14 protein-coding genes are annotated in these 15,329 nt (G+C 49.7%); 11 read left to right on the top strand and 3 right to left on the bottom strand.

Annotated features, from left to right (window positions below):
• The first annotated feature begins 97 nt into the window (after window positions 1-97).
• The 8 genes from WN59_RS10340 (at window position 98) to WN59_RS10305 (ending at window position 8,557) form a co-directional block, all read left to right on the top strand.
• Window positions 98-907 carry an ABC transporter permease gene (locus WN59_RS10340; protein WP_046516899.1) on the top strand — a complete coding sequence of 270 codons (810 nt, stop codon included), beginning with the start codon at window positions 98-100 and terminating at the stop codon, window positions 905-907.
• Window positions 908-920: 13 nt separating this feature from the next.
• Complete coding sequence (locus WN59_RS10335; protein ID WP_046516896.1) at window positions 921-2,069, top strand: glycosyltransferase family 4 protein; 1,149 nt, start codon at window positions 921-923, stop codon at window positions 2,067-2,069.
• Window positions 2,056-2,433: a hypothetical protein gene (locus WN59_RS10330; protein WP_046516893.1), complete on the top strand. Its 378-nt coding sequence runs from the start codon at window positions 2,056-2,058 to the stop codon at window positions 2,431-2,433. The genes WN59_RS10335 and WN59_RS10330 overlap by 14 nt, the downstream gene beginning before the upstream one ends.
• Window positions 2,430-3,053, top strand: a complete 624-nt coding sequence (locus WN59_RS10325) for a hypothetical protein (protein ID WP_046516889.1) — start codon at window positions 2,430-2,432, stop codon at window positions 3,051-3,053. The genes WN59_RS10330 and WN59_RS10325 overlap by 4 nt, the downstream gene beginning before the upstream one ends.
• Window positions 3,054-5,129: a hypothetical protein gene (locus WN59_RS13340; protein ID WP_052747401.1), complete on the top strand. Its 2,076-nt coding sequence runs from the start codon at window positions 3,054-3,056 to the stop codon at window positions 5,127-5,129.
• A gap of 15 nt (window positions 5,130-5,144) precedes the next feature.
• Window positions 5,145-6,053 carry an ABC transporter ATP-binding protein gene (locus WN59_RS10315; RefSeq protein ID WP_046516886.1) on the top strand — a complete coding sequence of 303 codons (909 nt, stop codon included), beginning with the start codon at window positions 5,145-5,147 and terminating at the stop codon, window positions 6,051-6,053.
• Window positions 6,054-6,174: 121 nt separating this feature from the next.
• Complete coding sequence (locus WN59_RS10310; RefSeq protein WP_017548088.1) at window positions 6,175-6,384, top strand: hypothetical protein; 210 nt, start codon at window positions 6,175-6,177, stop codon at window positions 6,382-6,384.
• Between the two features lie 7 nt (window positions 6,385-6,391).
• Window positions 6,392-8,557, top strand: a complete 2,166-nt coding sequence (locus WN59_RS10305; RefSeq protein ID WP_082099251.1) for a glycosyltransferase — start codon at window positions 6,392-6,394, stop codon at window positions 8,555-8,557.
• 15 nt (window positions 8,558-8,572) lie between these two features.
• On the opposite strand, the gene WN59_RS10300 is transcribed toward WN59_RS10305, so the two are convergent.
• From WN59_RS10300 to WN59_RS10290, 3 genes are read right to left on the bottom strand one after another with little or no spacing between them, the layout of a single operon-like run.
• Window positions 8,573-8,995: a GNAT family N-acetyltransferase gene (locus tag WN59_RS10300; RefSeq protein WP_046516878.1), complete on the bottom strand. Its 423-nt coding sequence runs from the start codon at window positions 8,993-8,995 to the stop codon at window positions 8,573-8,575.
• A gap of 10 nt (window positions 8,996-9,005) precedes the next feature.
• Window positions 9,006-9,473, bottom strand: coding sequence for a DUF2538 family protein (locus tag WN59_RS10295; RefSeq protein ID WP_046516875.1), 468 nt, complete (start codon window positions 9,471-9,473; stop codon window positions 9,006-9,008).
• Between the two features lie 12 nt (window positions 9,474-9,485).
• Entirely contained in the window at window positions 9,486-10,850 is a 1,365-nt protein-coding gene (locus WN59_RS10290) for an LCP family protein (protein WP_046516871.1), read from the bottom strand.
• 215 nt (window positions 10,851-11,065) lie between these two features.
• On the opposite strand from WN59_RS10290, the gene WN59_RS10285 reads away from it, so the two are divergent.
• The 3 genes from WN59_RS10285 to WN59_RS10275 all read left to right on the top strand — a co-directional run bounded on the left by WN59_RS10285 (window position 11,066) and on the right by WN59_RS10275 (window position 15,296).
• The gene (locus WN59_RS10285; protein WP_046516867.1) at window positions 11,066-12,232 is read left to right on the top strand and encodes a glycosyltransferase family 4 protein; all 1,167 of its coding nucleotides are present in this window, start codon (window positions 11,066-11,068) and stop codon (window positions 12,230-12,232) included.
• A gap of 38 nt (window positions 12,233-12,270) precedes the next feature.
• Window positions 12,271-13,452: an ATP-grasp domain-containing protein gene (locus tag WN59_RS10280; RefSeq protein ID WP_046516863.1), complete on the top strand. Its 1,182-nt coding sequence runs from the start codon at window positions 12,271-12,273 to the stop codon at window positions 13,450-13,452.
• 113 nt (window positions 13,453-13,565) lie between these two features.
• The gene (locus tag WN59_RS10275; RefSeq protein WP_231577214.1) at window positions 13,566-15,296 is read left to right on the top strand and encodes a hypothetical protein; all 1,731 of its coding nucleotides are present in this window, start codon (window positions 13,566-13,568) and stop codon (window positions 15,294-15,296) included.
• Window positions 15,297-15,329 lie beyond the last annotated feature (33 nt).

The following is a 15,329-nucleotide window of genomic DNA, read 5'->3' as shown; positions in this document are numbered from 1 at the left end:
CGCTTTTTTCCTGACGTCCTTACCTTACGGCACGCATCGATGGCAATTATGTAATATAATGATGGTTAATCATAAAAATACGCTTTGAGGGAATACAATGAATCATGTACTGAAGTTATTGAATGAGCAATACAGAAGCCTCCACCTGATATGGAAGCTTTCCCTGTACAACATCAAAAGTGAATACTCGAACCATTATCTCGGCTTGTTCTGGAACATACTCCAGCCGCTGATGCAGGCGGCGATCTACTACATGATATTCGGTCTCGGGCTGCGCGGTGCAACGGCGCCGGATGCAGAGATCCCTTTCATCGTGTACCTGATTTCGGGGCTCTTTCCGTGGCTTTTCATCTCCCAGGCGATCAACATCGGCTCGAATTCGATCTATACCCAGCTCGGGCTGGTGACCAAGATGCGGTTCCCGTCGAGTGTACTGCTGTCGATTTCCTACACGAACAGCCTGATCAACCTGTTCTTCATGACGGTCATCATCGGGCTGATATCGCTCGTGAACCAGTACAGCAATCCCCTCTACTTCCTGGGACTGCTCTATTTCCTGGTGGCATCATTTGCGCTGATCTTTGCGATCACGCTTGTGATGAGTACGCTCATCATACTGGTGCGCGACTTCAGGAATGTGCTGCAGAACCTCATCCGGATGGGCTTCTTCCTCACGCCGATCTTCTGGCAGGCCGGGGAGCGCGGCGGGCTGCTGCAGGTGGTGTCGGATCTCAATCCGTTCGCCTATCTCGTCCAGACGTTCCGCAACGCCCTCATCTATGGCGACGGTTTCTTCTACGGCGACGGCATCGACCATCTGTATTTCTGGAGCATGACGTTCTTCCTGCTCATCATAGGGAGCTATCTGCATATGAAATTCAGATATAAACTGATCGATTACTTATAAAGGTGGTATTTTCATGCAGAAATATCTGCTGATCTGCAATGCATATCCGACTGTGGAAAAAGTCTATGCCAACGGCTTCCTCCACAGGCGCGTCAAGTCCTACCAGAGGGCGGGGCTTGACGTCGATGTCATCGTCATCACGACGAAGGTGCTGAAGGATAAGTTCTACGACGGTGTCCACATAAAATACATGGATGAATACCAGATCGCTTCATATATGAAGGAGAATCATTACGGCACGGTGCTGTTCCATTTCATCAACCCGAAAATGTTTTACGGCGTGCGTGAGCTGCCGGCCGGAGAGCGGCCGAACATCGTCGTCTGGCTGCACGGCTTCGAAGCGGAAGCATGGCACCGGCGGTACTACAATTTCCTGGACGACATCAAAAAGCTCGACGCCCAGCTTGAAAAGAGGGATACGACGTATGAGACCCAGCGGGAATTCCTGCGTGAGATCATGACGGGCGACTACAACATCAAATTCGTCTATGTATCCCGGGCGTTCAAGGAGCTGTACGCCGATCCGTTTACAGGTGTCGTGCCGGAGCGCTTCTACATCATCCCGAACATCGTGGATGAGACGCTGTTCCCGTATCACCGGAAGGAAAAGCGGGACCGGCTCAACATATGCAGCATACGGCCGTACACCGCACGGAACTACGCCAATGACCTGACGGCTGAATTCATACAGAAAATCAGCAGCAAGCGCTATTTCAAGAAGCTAACGTTCAACCTGTACGGCGACGGGCCTTTATTCGACAAGATCAACCAGCCGCTTAAAAAATACGATAATGTCCATCTGCACAAACGGTTCGTGCCGCAGGGCGAAATCCCTGAAATCCACCGGGCGCACGGCGTCTTCCTCGGGCCGTCCCGGCATGACTCCCAGGGGGTATCGATCGGGGAGGCGATGAGCAGCGGCCTCGTGCCGATTTCAAATGCCATCGGCGGCATCCCCGAATTCGTGGATCACGATAAGACCGGCATGCTTGCCGGGCGGGATGATGTAGACGCGATGGTCGCATACTACGACAGGCTGTACAGGGACCCGAAGAGATTTTTGAACATGTCAAAAAGGGCCTCTGCCGAAATAAAGCAGCAGGCGGGGGCTGATACAGTGATCAGAAAGGAACTGGAGGTGATTACAAGTGACTGGAGTTGACTGGGAAAAAGCATACCGGGACCTTGAAAGCCATATCGGACAGATCATGGAGGAGACGAGTGAGCTTGTAAACAACGCATCGCCGAAACTCCGCATCAACGACGTCCATGTCAGGGACGCGGGCGGCACGCTCGAAGTGATCATCGACGCCACCGGCAACCGGATGACCTACGCGGTCTATGTGACCGACCGCAAGGGCAGGATGGAGACGCTCAAACTGCCGTACCAGCTGTCCAACACATTCAACCTGGATGTGCCAAAAGGCAGGTATACAGTGCAGGGCTTTGCCCGCCAGCATGAGAACGACCTTGATATCGTGAGCGAAAAGGTGAGCATCAATTTCAAAAGGGATGATGGGTCATGAGCAGACTGATCAGGGTTACAGACCTTGAAGACGGCGGCATACGCCATATACTGGAAGCGGACAATGCGGCGACGTTCTGCAAAGATGTAAACATGGCACTCGGCGAAGCTGACACGCTCCATATCGATGTGGATAGCCTTACCCGCGAAGAGATCAGGGCAGCGATGGAGCAGATCCCGCCGGAAGAGCAGACGCGCATCAGCATCGTTATCAGTCCGGAACATCTCAGTGAAGCCCTGCTCGACTCGCTTGGGGCAGACGACATTGCGGTGGCGGACGGCCGGTTCATCATCGGGGCCGGTGCAGGCAGCCCGGGCGTAAAAGAACGCTTCAGGGTACTCTCGCACAACCTCAGGCTCAAAAGCAAGACGTATGAAATGGAGATCATAGAGAGTCTGCTGAGTGACGCGGATGCTGAAAGCCGCAAATATCAGGAACTGAAGTCACGGTACGACAATCTGAAGGCCGCTTCAGGCTTCAAACAGGATGAGGACCTTGCCAGCCGCTATATTAACGTAATGGACAAATACAAACAGGCGCTCGACCGCCTCGACCGGCTCCGCAAGTCGAAGCTCGGCCGCCTGCAGATGGCGTACTGGAACAGAAAGGGGAGGCACTAGATGAAGATTGATTTCAAGGTCAACATGCAGGATGTCAACTCCGACTACATCAATAATGAGATCGAGGCCTTCGGAGCTGCCCTCCCCCCCGGCGTCTCCGTCATCCAGCAGGTGGACGGATGGAATGCATCTCTTTCACATAACCTCAGCGGGGTGTCAGGTGATATACAGCTCATTGTTGCCTCAACAGATGACAAAGTGCTCGCAGACGTCCCTGTAAATGACAACGTGATCGCCGTCAAAGGGACGGTGGAGGATGCGAAACTCTATGTGAAGTTTTCGCACTTCATCATACTGGATGAGTATCAGACGATCCGTTTCGAAGCGGGACACACGGAATGGAAGCAGACGGACATCATACTGTGCGGTGTGAGCGACGCGAAATCCGTCGACGGTAAAATCTACAGGCATTTCCATCAGACGTTCGACCAGATGGAGGCCATGGATGATGTCGGTGTTTATGACAAGCTGATCCGGGAGAACACACTGCTGCTGCCGTCAAGCAAGCTGTTCGTCCACGAATTCGATCGGACATTGAGTTTCCGCATGAACATCTGGCTCCAGCATATCTTCACCATTTCAACGTCCAGGGGCGAACTGAAGCGGACGGAGCGGGTCAGTATCCACGGCGAACCGGCCCGGGGCTTTCCGGACTCCGCCGAAGCGCTGCTCACGGTCATCAGCCATATAGACCAGGCACTCGGGAAACGGTATGACGCGAGCGCCACGGCGATGCTCGAGCATTTCAACGAACAGTTCACGGTGCCGCTTAAAAATATGCTGGACCGCGGTGAAATCGGCAAAGGTGCGCTCATCGGACAGATGAGGCGGATCGGCATCAAAAATATCCACTACAAGGCGCTCAACAAGGGAGACGCCAAAAAACTGGTGCTCGCCTACTGCTTTCCGCCGTACAATGATACGAGCGGCAACGTCATGGCAAAGCGCATTCATGAGTCAGGAGAAATCGTGGATATCATCTCCAACAACATGGACCGCATCCGCACGCGCGATGACAAACTGCTCAATCTGGTATCCGAACTGCTCGATTCCCAATTCATGCTGGACGGGCCGCAGGCCTTCAGCAGCTGGGGCAGCATCGAGAGCTATATGTATGACGGTTACCGGCAATTCATGAACCACCGCGAAAAATACGGGGAGATCTATTCCCGGGCGATGTTCACGCAGTCCCACTTCCTCGGTTATGAAATCAAGCGGCACAACCCGGGTGTCAAGTGGGTGGCGGAATTCTCGGATCCGCTCCACAAGGATGTGAATGCACATCAGAGATACGCGCCGGTCGAGGATGATGAGTATATAGAGGGACTGAAGCGGGATACGGATCCAAAATATCACGGGCTGCTGAACGACAACGTCTTCAACCTGTGTGAAGTGCTGCCGTTCCTCTACGCGGACGAGCTGATCTTCACGAACACCCATCAGCTCAGATATATGATGGAACGCTTCGATCCGGAACTTCAGGAACTGATCAGAAAGAAGGCCACGGTCAGCCAGCATCCGACACCGCCTGCGGCACTCTACAGTCTGGTGCAGTCGTACTATAAACTGGATGACACGGTCATCAACCTGGCATACTTCGGCAATTTCTACGATACCCGCGGATTCAGGCAGATCGAGCTCGTGGCCAAGCAGCTGTATGATAAAGGCATCAACAACTTCAGGATCCACGTGTTCACGAACCTGAATGGCAAAACGATGCAGTTCCACAAAGGCAGTGACTTCAGGGATTACATCGTGCTGAATCCGTATGTGTCATACTTCGAGTTCCTGAATCTTTCAGACAGGCTCGATATACTGATGATATTCGACGCACAGACAATCGGCATCAAGCCGTTCAATCCTTACGTGCCGTCGAAGTTAAGTGACTACCGGGGCAGTTCGAGCTTCGTGTGGGCATTCACGGAGCCCGGCAGTGTGCTGGACGGGACAATCGAGGACAAAATTGCCATCACCCGCCAGCATGACTATCACGAATATGCGCACGCGCTCGAAAATCTCGCCGGAAGATTAGGCAAAGAGCTGTACAGGGCGGACATGATCACCTGCTCTAAATGATATGGATGTGAGAATATGGAATATAAAGTGCGTGTAGATAATGTGTCAAAAGTCTACAACGTAACCAAGAACAAAAAGAAACTGTGGAACATGATCCTGCCGTTCATGGAGAAGAAGACGGAGTACTACCAGGCATTGAAAGATGTCTCCTTCGACGTGGAGCCGGGGGATTCGGTCGGCATCGTCGGCCTCAACGGCTCCGGCAAATCCACGCTGTCGAACCTGCTCGGCGGGGTGTCGGAACCTTCGACCGGCAGCATCGAAGTGAATGGGGAGGCATCGCTCATCGCGATTTCGGCAGGGCTCAACATGGAGCTGACCGGTGGAGAGAACATCCGCATGAAATGTCTGATGCACGGCATGAGCGAGCGGGAAATCGATGAGAAGTATGAAGACATCGTCGAATTCAGCGAGCTCGCGGATTTCATGGACCGGCCGATCAAGAACTATTCGAGCGGCATGCAGTCCAGGCTGGGCTTTTCCATCGCCGTCCACACCGATCCGGATGTGCTCATCGTCGATGAGGCGCTCTCTGTCGGTGACGATACCTTTGCAAACAAATGCATACGGCGCATGGAACAGTTCCGTGAAGAGGGCAGGACGATCTTCTTCGTCAGCCACTCCATCGGGCAGATCCAGAAGATGTGCAACAAGGCGCTCTGGATCCATTACGGAGAAGTGCGCGAATACGGCAACTGCATCCCTGTCGTCGGTCTGTATGCAAGGTTCGTGCGCGGCTACAACCAGAAGCCGAAACATATCCAGCAGCGGTACAAAAAGGCGATGACCGAAGGCCAGCGTATATTCGAGTTCGAGACGCTCAAGGATGATACGAAATTCGGAATATGGAACAGCCTGATCCTCGGCGGTGTGACAATCAGCATGATTGTTGCAGCCTATTTCCAGGTTATCGGGCACCTTTAGACAAAAATTGTATAATTTCCCCGGATTGACCGGAAATTTTAATCGAATATTAATGTGCGTGTATTATACTGAACCTGCAATATGGCACCTGGATGCCAAAAAAGGATGGAAGTGAGTCAATATGGACCAGTTGAGTTATGAAGAATTGAAGAAAATCGCCCTCGAGAGCCTGGAGCAGGAGGAGCGCGTACTCAGTGAGTTCAAAATAATTGACCAGGAAATGTCGGCTCTGAAAAATGACAATGCCCGATTGAACCGGGAGCTCCAGAAATACAAGGAGTTCCTGCCGATAAAAGCCGCTCTGAAGGCGAAAAAGATGATGAAGAAGTAGGGATAAAATGGCTGAACTTAACATTCGAAAGAGATTGCAGGAAATTGAAGAACAAAAACGTGCCATCACTCTGGGAAAAAGACCGGCCGGCCGGCCTGAAAGCCATGAATTCCCTTTATCCGAAGGCATCAGTGTCGTCATCCCCGTCCACCGCGGCGAGGAATACATCGAGCGGCTGATCGACTCGCTCGAGGCACAGACACTGGAGCGTGAGCAGTTCGAGGTCATCATCATCTTCAACGGGGAATACGGGCGGACCGAGGAGATATTCAATTCGCTCGAAACAAAGAAGCAGTACAGAGTGATCTATACAGAACAGGGTGTGAGCCGGGCGAGGAACGCGGGCATCGACAATGCCTCCTATTCGAACATCGCCTTCCTGGATTCCGACGACACGATATCGGCGGACTACCTGGAAAACTCCCTCGGGGCATGCGAACCGTTCACCATACTGCTCAACCGGCTGTATGACGTGAAAGGGCAGAAACCGGACGGCGGTGCCAACCATATCAACCGCGAGCTCACGGGGCAGGAAACCTTTCCGGAGAGCTACTACAGTGTCGTCAAAAACCTGTCGTTGAACGGCGGCAAGGTGCTGCCGACGCACCTTTTGAAAAAGACGAAGTTCGACGAGACACTGAACAACGGCGAGGACGTGCTGCTCTATATGCAGCTCATCTCAGAGCACAAGCCGATCGTCAAAGTGAATCCGAACGAAGCCATATACTACAGGCATATGGTCGACAACTCGCTCTCCCGCTCGAAATCCAATTACGAGTTCAGCATCACGGACCGCATTGCGGTGCTCGCGCGTCTCCAGGACATCCTCAAAGTCGAAGATGATGAGGAAGTGCGGACACTCATCATCGACCGCATGCGTGCCCAGGCGGGCTTCATGAACCGGTATCTGAAAGAGCACATGGAAGACTACGCACTTGTCGCAGGTGAAGTGGCGCACTACACGGATGAATACTTCCCGTATGCACGCATGAACGAGGACCTGGCGAAGCGGCTCTATATCAGCTACTGCTTCCCGCCGTACTCCGATACAAGCGGCATTGTCATGGCCAAACGCATCGTCGAAGCAGGGGAGCCGTGCGACGTCATCCACAACAACATGTACGACGTGCGCAGCATGGACCTCACACTCGAGCGCCTGTCGGAGCCCTTCATCGCAAATCGCATGGAGATAAATACCACGTCCTCATTCACCAACAGCAAGTACATCAGCCTGTTCGTCGAACGTGCGATGGAGAAACTCGATATATACAGATACAAGGAGATCTATTCAAGGGCGCTCTGGCCGGCGTCACATGTCCTTGCCTACGAAATCTTCAAGGAAAGCCGGAACATCAGGTGGATCGCCGAATTCTCGGACCCCCTGTACCGGGATATAAAGAACAACATCCGCCAGGCGGGCTTCTATACAAAAAAGGATATCAAGGAGATAAAGAGGCACACCGCCTCCAACTACCAGAAATATCTCGATGACAACCTGTTCAACATGACCGAAGTCATCCCGTTCCTCTTCGCCGAAGAGCTGGTATTTACAAACGAACTCCAGCTTGAGTCGATGATCGAGCGCTTCGACGAGGATTTCAAGGAGATGGTCAGACAAAAGTCGGTCATCGACCGGCATCCGACGCTCGCACCGGAATACTACAACTACCAGAAGAACTATGTGGCGCTTGATAAAAACAAGATCAACATCGGCTACTTCGGAAACTTCTACGAGACAAGGAACGCAGAAGAGATCATGAACATCGCGCGTATCATCAATGCGGAGTCACTCGATGTGAAGCTCCACGTCTTCACCAACAGCACCCGGCAGGTGAAGAGCCAGATATTCTCTGACGGCCTGAAGGATATCGTCGAGGTGAACCCGTACCTCAGATACTTCGAATTCCTGAGTGCATCAAAGGAATTCGACTACCTCATGCTGAGTGATGCACGGACGGGCGTGTACAAAAGGCGGAACCCGTATCTGCCGTCGAAGTTCAGTGACTACATCGGCTCCGGCTCGAAAATATGGGTGCAGTATGAGCCCGGGAGTACCCTTGCTGACATATGCAGTGAACAAAATGATAACATCATCTGCAACGAACTCAATGATCTTGAGGCGATAAAAGAGAATCTGGAGAAAATTACACAAAAAGAGGAGAACCCGGTATAGCGGGTTCTCCTCTTTTCATATACTGCGTTCCATATATACGTGCGGAATGCCCGCATCCTCGAATTCATCGGATACTACCTTGTATCCCAGCTTTTCGTAGAAGTCGGCGGCATGGGTCTGTGCGCCGAGCCGCGCTTTCTCATAACCGTAGTGGCCGGCGTGTTCATGGACGAAATCCATGAGCCTGCGCCCGAGCTTCATGCCGCGGGCCTCCGGCAGGACGGCCATGCGCTCCACCTTGATGGTCTCCTTGGATAATGGGCGGTACCTGACGGTGCCGAGCGGCGTGTCGTCTCTTAGAAGTATATGCGTTGAGAAATCTTCATGTTCGTCGATCTCCCGGTCAAGCGGTACATTCTGTTCCTCGACGAATACGCGTTTGCGGATTTCCAGGCACTCTTCGTAAAGTTCTTTTGATTCTGCAACTGTTATTTCCATTGCTTCACCTCTACATTGCATTTTTGCGGCGGATTGCCGTGAACTGCCAGAATGTCTTCAGCTGCTCGAGGTTCCAGTAGTTGAGGCCGAGCGACAGGGCGGGCTGTGTGTTGAAGCGGATGTTGCTCGCCTCCGCCGCAGCAAGCGCAATGTACTGCATGTGCGGCTTCAGCTGCTTGAATGACTCAGAGAGGCGGCCGTCCTCGTTCTTCACCCAGTCCATCGGAAACGTCAGCTCGAAAATGTCGACATTTTTGTAGATCTCCGGAATGGCCAGGATATAGCAGGCGCCGTCCACTTCGGGGTTCACGAGCGACTCGCTGAAGTATCCCTTGATGGAGAGGTACATCTCCTTGTGCTCATGGTTGAGATAGAAATACCCATCCTCGATCTTCGGACGGCCGCTGTTTTTAATCTGGTCTTCAAGGTAGTCGAACATCTCGTTGATGTTCGTCTCCTTATCATACGTCTTTCTCATAGAAATCAGCTCCTAAACTCCGTTATAAGAACGATTTTCGCCTTCGAATCCGCCTGTGCCTCCATTGTACTCTTCTGTGGCCGGCTGTTCATCAAATTGGCCTCCCTGGCCGTTATTCTGGCCTGCGCCGTCATCGTAATATTCCTCTGAAGATTCTTCAGGCACCGTTTCGCCGGTCGGTTCCTCTGAAGATTCCTCCGGCTCCTGTCCGCCTCCGGGCACTGCGTCAGGATCATCTTCGCCCTCTATGCTCTCTTCAGGATTGGATTCAGGGATGTCGAAGCCGTCGCCGAACTGCGGCTCGTAGCCCTCCTGCATGAAGTACGCCGGCTGTTGTGGTTCGAATTCCTCGAGGTAATAATCATCCACGTACTGATACGGCGTGATGTAATCCATCAGCCGGACATTGATCAGGTCATACGGTTCCGGTTCCTCGAGGCCGAGTGTTTCCCGGAGCGTCTTGGAGATCGTATAGAGATGCTCCTCGTTGGCCCAGTAGAAATAGGCGCCGTTGCCCGGGTTCCAGTAGTCGCTGCCGCGTATTTGCGTAGGATTGAATTCCAGATCGTTCGTCGAGTAGTAGGCCGCAAGGCTCCTGATCGTCTTGGCTTCCATGTTGTGCTTCGTATTGTCCGCAACCACCTTGATCAGATCATCCAGTTTCGTCAGTGCGCCGGTTGATTTGGCCCTGCTGAGTATGGCTTCGACCATTTCGAGCTGCCTCTGTCCGCGGCCGAGGTCCGTATCCACACGGCGGCTCCGGACGACGGCAAGGGCCTCTTCGCCGTTAAGCGTTTGTTTTCCTTCCTCGAGTTCAGTGTAGCCGTCATCGTTGGAGTTCGGTTCCTTCATGTCGAACGGCACATCGAACTCGACACCGCCGACGGCGTCAACTATATCGACGACTGCGGACATGTTCACACGTACGTAGAAGTCGACCGGTACATTGAGCAGCGATTCCACCGCCGCCATCGAGTTGTCCGGTCCGCCTTCGCGGTGGGCGTGGGTGATCTTGTCGAAATAGTTCTGTTCAGGGAAGTAGGCGAGCGTATCCCTCGGGATGCTCGTCAGCTTCACTTCATCGTTTTCCTTGTCGAACGTCGCGAGCATCATGGTGTCGGTGCGGAAATCATCAGTGTCCATGTTGTTCTTCTCACTGCGGGCTTCATTCTCGTCCACGCCGAGGATGAGCACCGTGAAGCTGTCCATCGAAGGGTCGATATCCTCTTCACGCAGTTCGGAGCCTTCCCGGTCCGTCCCTTCGTACGAACTGTCTACACCGCTCTGGAAAGCGTTGAACAGGTTGAACAGGTAGACACCGATGACAACCAGGGCGATGACCAGAAGGATGATCGCACCGTATAGAAATTTTTTCATAAATGAGTAACCTACTTTAATTTGGATTTAGATGTAATGACTTTATACATAACTTTCATTATAATATGATACGGGAGCAAAATGAAATATTAATGGATGCCGATTACATTTATTTTTGAAAACTGTTGTCCATGATACCGAAAACCGCGGTGAATCACAAGGAATTGTATGTTTACAGCATTTTGAATTTTTTATGAAAACGATAGAGGTGCAGTATGAAGCAAATAACGATGTTCGTCTGGAACAACTTTGTAAACGATGCGCGCGTGCTGAGGGAAGCCACCGCGCTTACAGAAATGGGATATGCCGTCACAGTCATCGCCAAAAAGGAGATGGACGAACTGCATCTGGCGTCAGCCGAGACCGTCTACCCCGGAGTCATCGTCAACCGGCCCCTGAAACTCGAACTGCCAAAGTTCATGCAAAGGAAGATAAAATCCGGTGTCCTGAACAAACACATCCCCAATATGCTCACGATGCTCAAGATGATGGCACTCGGCAGACGCCAGGATGCGGATGTCTACCATTCACACGATCTGAACACACTGTTGCAGGGGATTGCGGGGGCAAAACTGAGGCGGGACCAAAAGCCGCTGATCTACGATTCCCATGAAGTGCAGACCAGCCGGACGCACTACAGCTTTGAGAAGATATACAGGATAGAGAAGTTCCTGCTCAAGTTCGTCGACCAGGTCATCGTCGAGAACGACACACGGGCCGACTACCACAGGAGGCTGTACAAAAAACGCCCGACACCCGTACACAACTATTCGGAGTACTATGACATAAATGACGTCGAAGCGTATCCGCTGAAACAGGAATTCGATATACCTCAAAGTGAGAAAATCGTCCTCTACCAGGGCGGCATGCAGGAGGGCAGGGGACTGTTCAAACTGCTCGATGCCTTCAAAGACACAGAAGGTGCCAGACTCATCATGATCGGCGACGGTAAGGAAAGGCCCAACCTCATCAATTACCATAAGGAGATCGGAATCGGACACAAAGTCCATTTCATCCAGAGGGTTCCCTATAAAGAACTCAGGCGCTATACAAAAGCCGCCGACATCGGCATCCAGTTCCTGGAGAACACGAACTTCAATCACTATTCCGCCTCTAGCAACAAGCTGTTCGAGTACATCATGGCGCATGTACCCGTCATCGGTTCCAGACTGCCCGAGATAGAGGCCGTAATCGAAGGGGAGCAGGTCGGACTCACAGTCGAGCCCGAGAGCACCAGGCAGCTGAAAGATGCCATACAGACGCTTGTGGACGACGACGCACTGCGACAAAAATTCCGAGAAAACACGAAACAGGCAAAAGAGAAGTATAACTGGGATAATGAGAAGGAAGTGTTGAAGCGGGTGTACAGGAAGTTCAGGTAAGACGTTTAGTAAAAGAGAGACAAAGGTGGAACGTTATAATGAAAAGCAGTGATCTGGAGTATTTGTACAACAATATTCCGTATACAGAAAGAAACATATATCCAGAGGATATCGAAATTGAAAATGTGGCAATGTATAAGGACTATATGAAGGATAACGGATTCAATTATGAATATGAAAAACTGGATACGGGATTCATGTCGGCCAATTTGCTGAGGCAGGACAATTCGAAGATTGCAGGAGTGAAAAATCCTTATTATCCGACCAATTCCAGATTGAGTTTCAGTATCGCAAGGAATAAGTTCGAGACAGAAAAGTATTTGAAGGCTGCCGGAGTGCCGACTACGAACTCAAAGAAATATACATTGGATCAGCTGGCAACAGCAAAAAAAGAAGCGCTTTCCTTCGCAGGCGATATTGTCATTAAACCGCTTAATCTCGCACTCAGCAAAGGTGTATATTCCAATGTGACTGCGGATACTTTTGAACATTATTGGAAGTTGTGTTCAAATATCATCAAAAAGAGTAAACGCAAAGGAAAACATATTCTTGTACAGGAATACATAGAAGGGTTCGAGGTCAGAGTGACTATACTCGAAGGCAAGGCCGTTTCAGTCATGACCAGGCTTCCCGGTAATGTCACCGGTGATGGACAGAGTACCATAGAAGAATTGATTGACGAGAAAAATGAACAGAAGAAACAGTGCGGATTCCTGAGTAAATACCCGATCCAAAAAACCAAAGTGATTGAATCGTTTTTAGAGAAGTCCGGGTACAGCTACGATAGTGTACCGGCGAAAGATGAACATGTACTGCTGCTTTCAGTTTCCAACTTGGCAAACGGCGGGGAAATTGTGGATATTTCCGACCTGGTTTCCGAGGAAATCAAAGAAACAGCATTGGATGCTTTGGCAGCGCTGCCAGGAATGAATTGCGGCGGGATTGATATCATGATCAAAGGGTTCGATGATACAACACCTAAAATCATCGAAGTCAATGCGTTTCCCCTGTTATCATTGACGAAGTATCCGACATACGGAAAGCCTTCAAAGGCCATTGAATATTTCATTGATGCGACAATAGTGCGTGATCAATATTTGAACAACACCGATAATGGCTATGAAATTGAAAATAAAGAGGAGATCCTATCGAACTATTTCAATTTTTTTGAACGAAAACAAAGATTGGCGGTAAATCAATTTATGGAAAGCCGCAAATAACAACTTCAAGGAGCTGTACTGACATTATGATTTTCAAATCCAGCAATTACAGGAAAGGGTATTTACTAGTCCCTAATAATCTTAAAGTGCAAAGTGTGGAAGATGCTGCGCAAATGGAAATAGGAGAATATCTGTTTTACTTTTCCAACGAATTAACAGTTCATACAAAGTCTGTTGATTCCGGCACTGCAGTATTGGCAGGGTATGCTTTTGATATCAGGAATCCAAATCTTACCGAACATGAAATTCTGAACAATTTACTGACGTCAGTTGATGCAGTGGAAGAATTAGAGTACATCAATGGCCGGTATTTCATTATTATTCATAATACGGAAGGAACACATCTATATTCAGATGCATCACAACTGAGACCGCTTGTGTACCATAGATCTTCAAAAGTGCTTGCCTCTCATGACGTAATGCTCAAGGATCTTCTGTCGGATTACGGGGTTCATTTGGACAGGAGATCCAAGTTCAATCATAATGAGCTGGACTTCACTAGATTCCATGATATTTTCAAATTCAATCCCAGTCTCTCGTTAGAGTTGAATACTTTTGAATTTGAAAGGATATATCCAAGAACCGAATTAAAAGAAAGAACCCCAAGATATACATTCAGTGAAATGAAAGACTATCTGGACAACAGTATAAAATGGCTGAGGAAAAATCAGCAATACAAATTCCTAAGTATGACCGGTGGGGTGGATTCCCGGGTTTCAGCTGCGCTGACCAGGGAACTGAGCGATGACATTGAATATATGACATATACAAGGTCTCAAAGGAAGCTTAAAACCGAACTGGCAAAATTGATATATTCAAATGATGATAAAATCACTGGTCAGATGCAGATGAACCTTGCCTGGAACCATACAATCTTCAATCTGGACGAATTTGAACCGGATGAACGTTTCATCGAAGAAAATGAAAATGTACTCTATTCCAACCATTCGTACAAATTGGCCAACTATTACAGAAACTACAGGAAATTTGACAATGCACTTCATATCAAATCGACCGTGTTTGGAATGGGGAAGGCGGATTTCCCGGAAGAGCTGGATAACAAAAGTGATGACTTAAAATTTTATGAGAAATGTATCCATGGGCTTTCTGTAGCATTCAAAAAGTTATATAAACTTGATGAGGAAGCACCAAAGTATTTTGAAAGGAATCTGGTTACTGAAGGGGTTACGCTCAACCGTCACTACTTCGACCTGTTCCACCTGGAATCCAGGATGGGAAATTGGCACAGTGCACTGACATTGGAGACTGATCCTGAAACTGAGGAATTCATATTCACGAATTCAAGAAAAATGATCGACCTTATACAACAGCCAGCCCTCAAGGAAAGAAAAGACTTCAACCTTTATAAGTTGATCATTGATAATTATTGGCCGCTGCTTCTCCATTTCGGCATAAACAAATACCATGACATCGGCTTGGAATTTCTTAAAGATGTTAAAGACAAGATAGAGGTCAAAGAGGAGATTTTTGTAGAATATAATCCCAGCGAGTCAGTTGTTGAAAGGCAGAAGGGGAGGTTTTACTTGCAGCCGTCTGATGAAAAGGCGTTTGCCTCAAAAAACTATGAATTCATCATCTCAAATGACAGGGAACAGAGTAGACTTGGGCTGAAAAGCACCTATTCTAATGAAAACGGTCGGGGAAGGATTAAAGTGATTATGAAAGGTAATGGATTTTACAAGGAGTATGATGTTCTGGATATGAATAAGGAAATTCTCCTGGATATTTCAGAAGGCCCTATACTGATCAATATCACTTATGATAAGGATTATAAAAATACTTCCTGGCAATCCGCCGCAAGGTTATATTGTGCATTCAAGTAGAAAAAGCCATAGGGTGTGTCAAAACAACATGCC

This window comes from Salinicoccus sediminis (genome assembly GCF_000986795.1).
Taxonomy (GTDB): Bacteria; Bacillota; Bacilli; order Staphylococcales; family Salinicoccaceae; genus Salinicoccus; species Salinicoccus sediminis.
The sequence above is the reverse complement of the archived record's forward strand: the minus strand, read 5'-3'. Positions and strand labels throughout refer to the sequence as shown.

Bases quoted from the DNA above. Each gene is read 5' to 3' on its own strand.
- WN59_RS10340 (WP_046516899.1), top strand. From the start codon at position 98: ATGAATCATGTACTGAAGTTATTGAATGAGCAATACAGAAGCCTCCAC.
- WN59_RS10335 (WP_046516896.1), top strand. From the start codon at position 921: ATGCAGAAATATCTGCTGATCTGCAATGCATATCCGACTGTGGAAAAA.
- WN59_RS10325 (WP_046516889.1), top strand. From the start codon at position 2,430: ATGAGCAGACTGATCAGGGTTACAGACCTTGAAGACGGCGGCATACGC.
- WN59_RS13340 (WP_052747401.1), top strand. From the start codon at position 3,054: ATGAAGATTGATTTCAAGGTCAACATGCAGGATGTCAACTCCGACTAC.
- WN59_RS10315 (WP_046516886.1), top strand. From the start codon at position 5,145: ATGGAATATAAAGTGCGTGTAGATAATGTGTCAAAAGTCTACAACGTA.
- WN59_RS10310 (WP_017548088.1), top strand. From the start codon at position 6,175: ATGGACCAGTTGAGTTATGAAGAATTGAAGAAAATCGCCCTCGAGAGC.
- WN59_RS10305 (WP_082099251.1), top strand. From the start codon at position 6,392: ATGGCTGAACTTAACATTCGAAAGAGATTGCAGGAAATTGAAGAACAA.
- WN59_RS10300 (WP_046516878.1), bottom strand. From the start codon at position 8,995: ATGGAAATAACAGTTGCAGAATCAAAAGAACTTTACGAAGAGTGCCTG.
- WN59_RS10295 (WP_046516875.1), bottom strand. From the start codon at position 9,473: ATGAGAAAGACGTATGATAAGGAGACGAACATCAACGAGATGTTCGAC.
- WN59_RS10290 (WP_046516871.1), bottom strand. From the start codon at position 10,850: ATGAAAAAATTTCTATACGGTGCGATCATCCTTCTGGTCATCGCCCTG.
- WN59_RS10285 (WP_046516867.1), top strand. From the start codon at position 11,066: ATGAAGCAAATAACGATGTTCGTCTGGAACAACTTTGTAAACGATGCG.
- WN59_RS10280 (WP_046516863.1), top strand. From the start codon at position 12,271: ATGAAAAGCAGTGATCTGGAGTATTTGTACAACAATATTCCGTATACA.
- WN59_RS10275 (WP_231577214.1), top strand. From the start codon at position 13,566: ATGGAAATAGGAGAATATCTGTTTTACTTTTCCAACGAATTAACAGTT.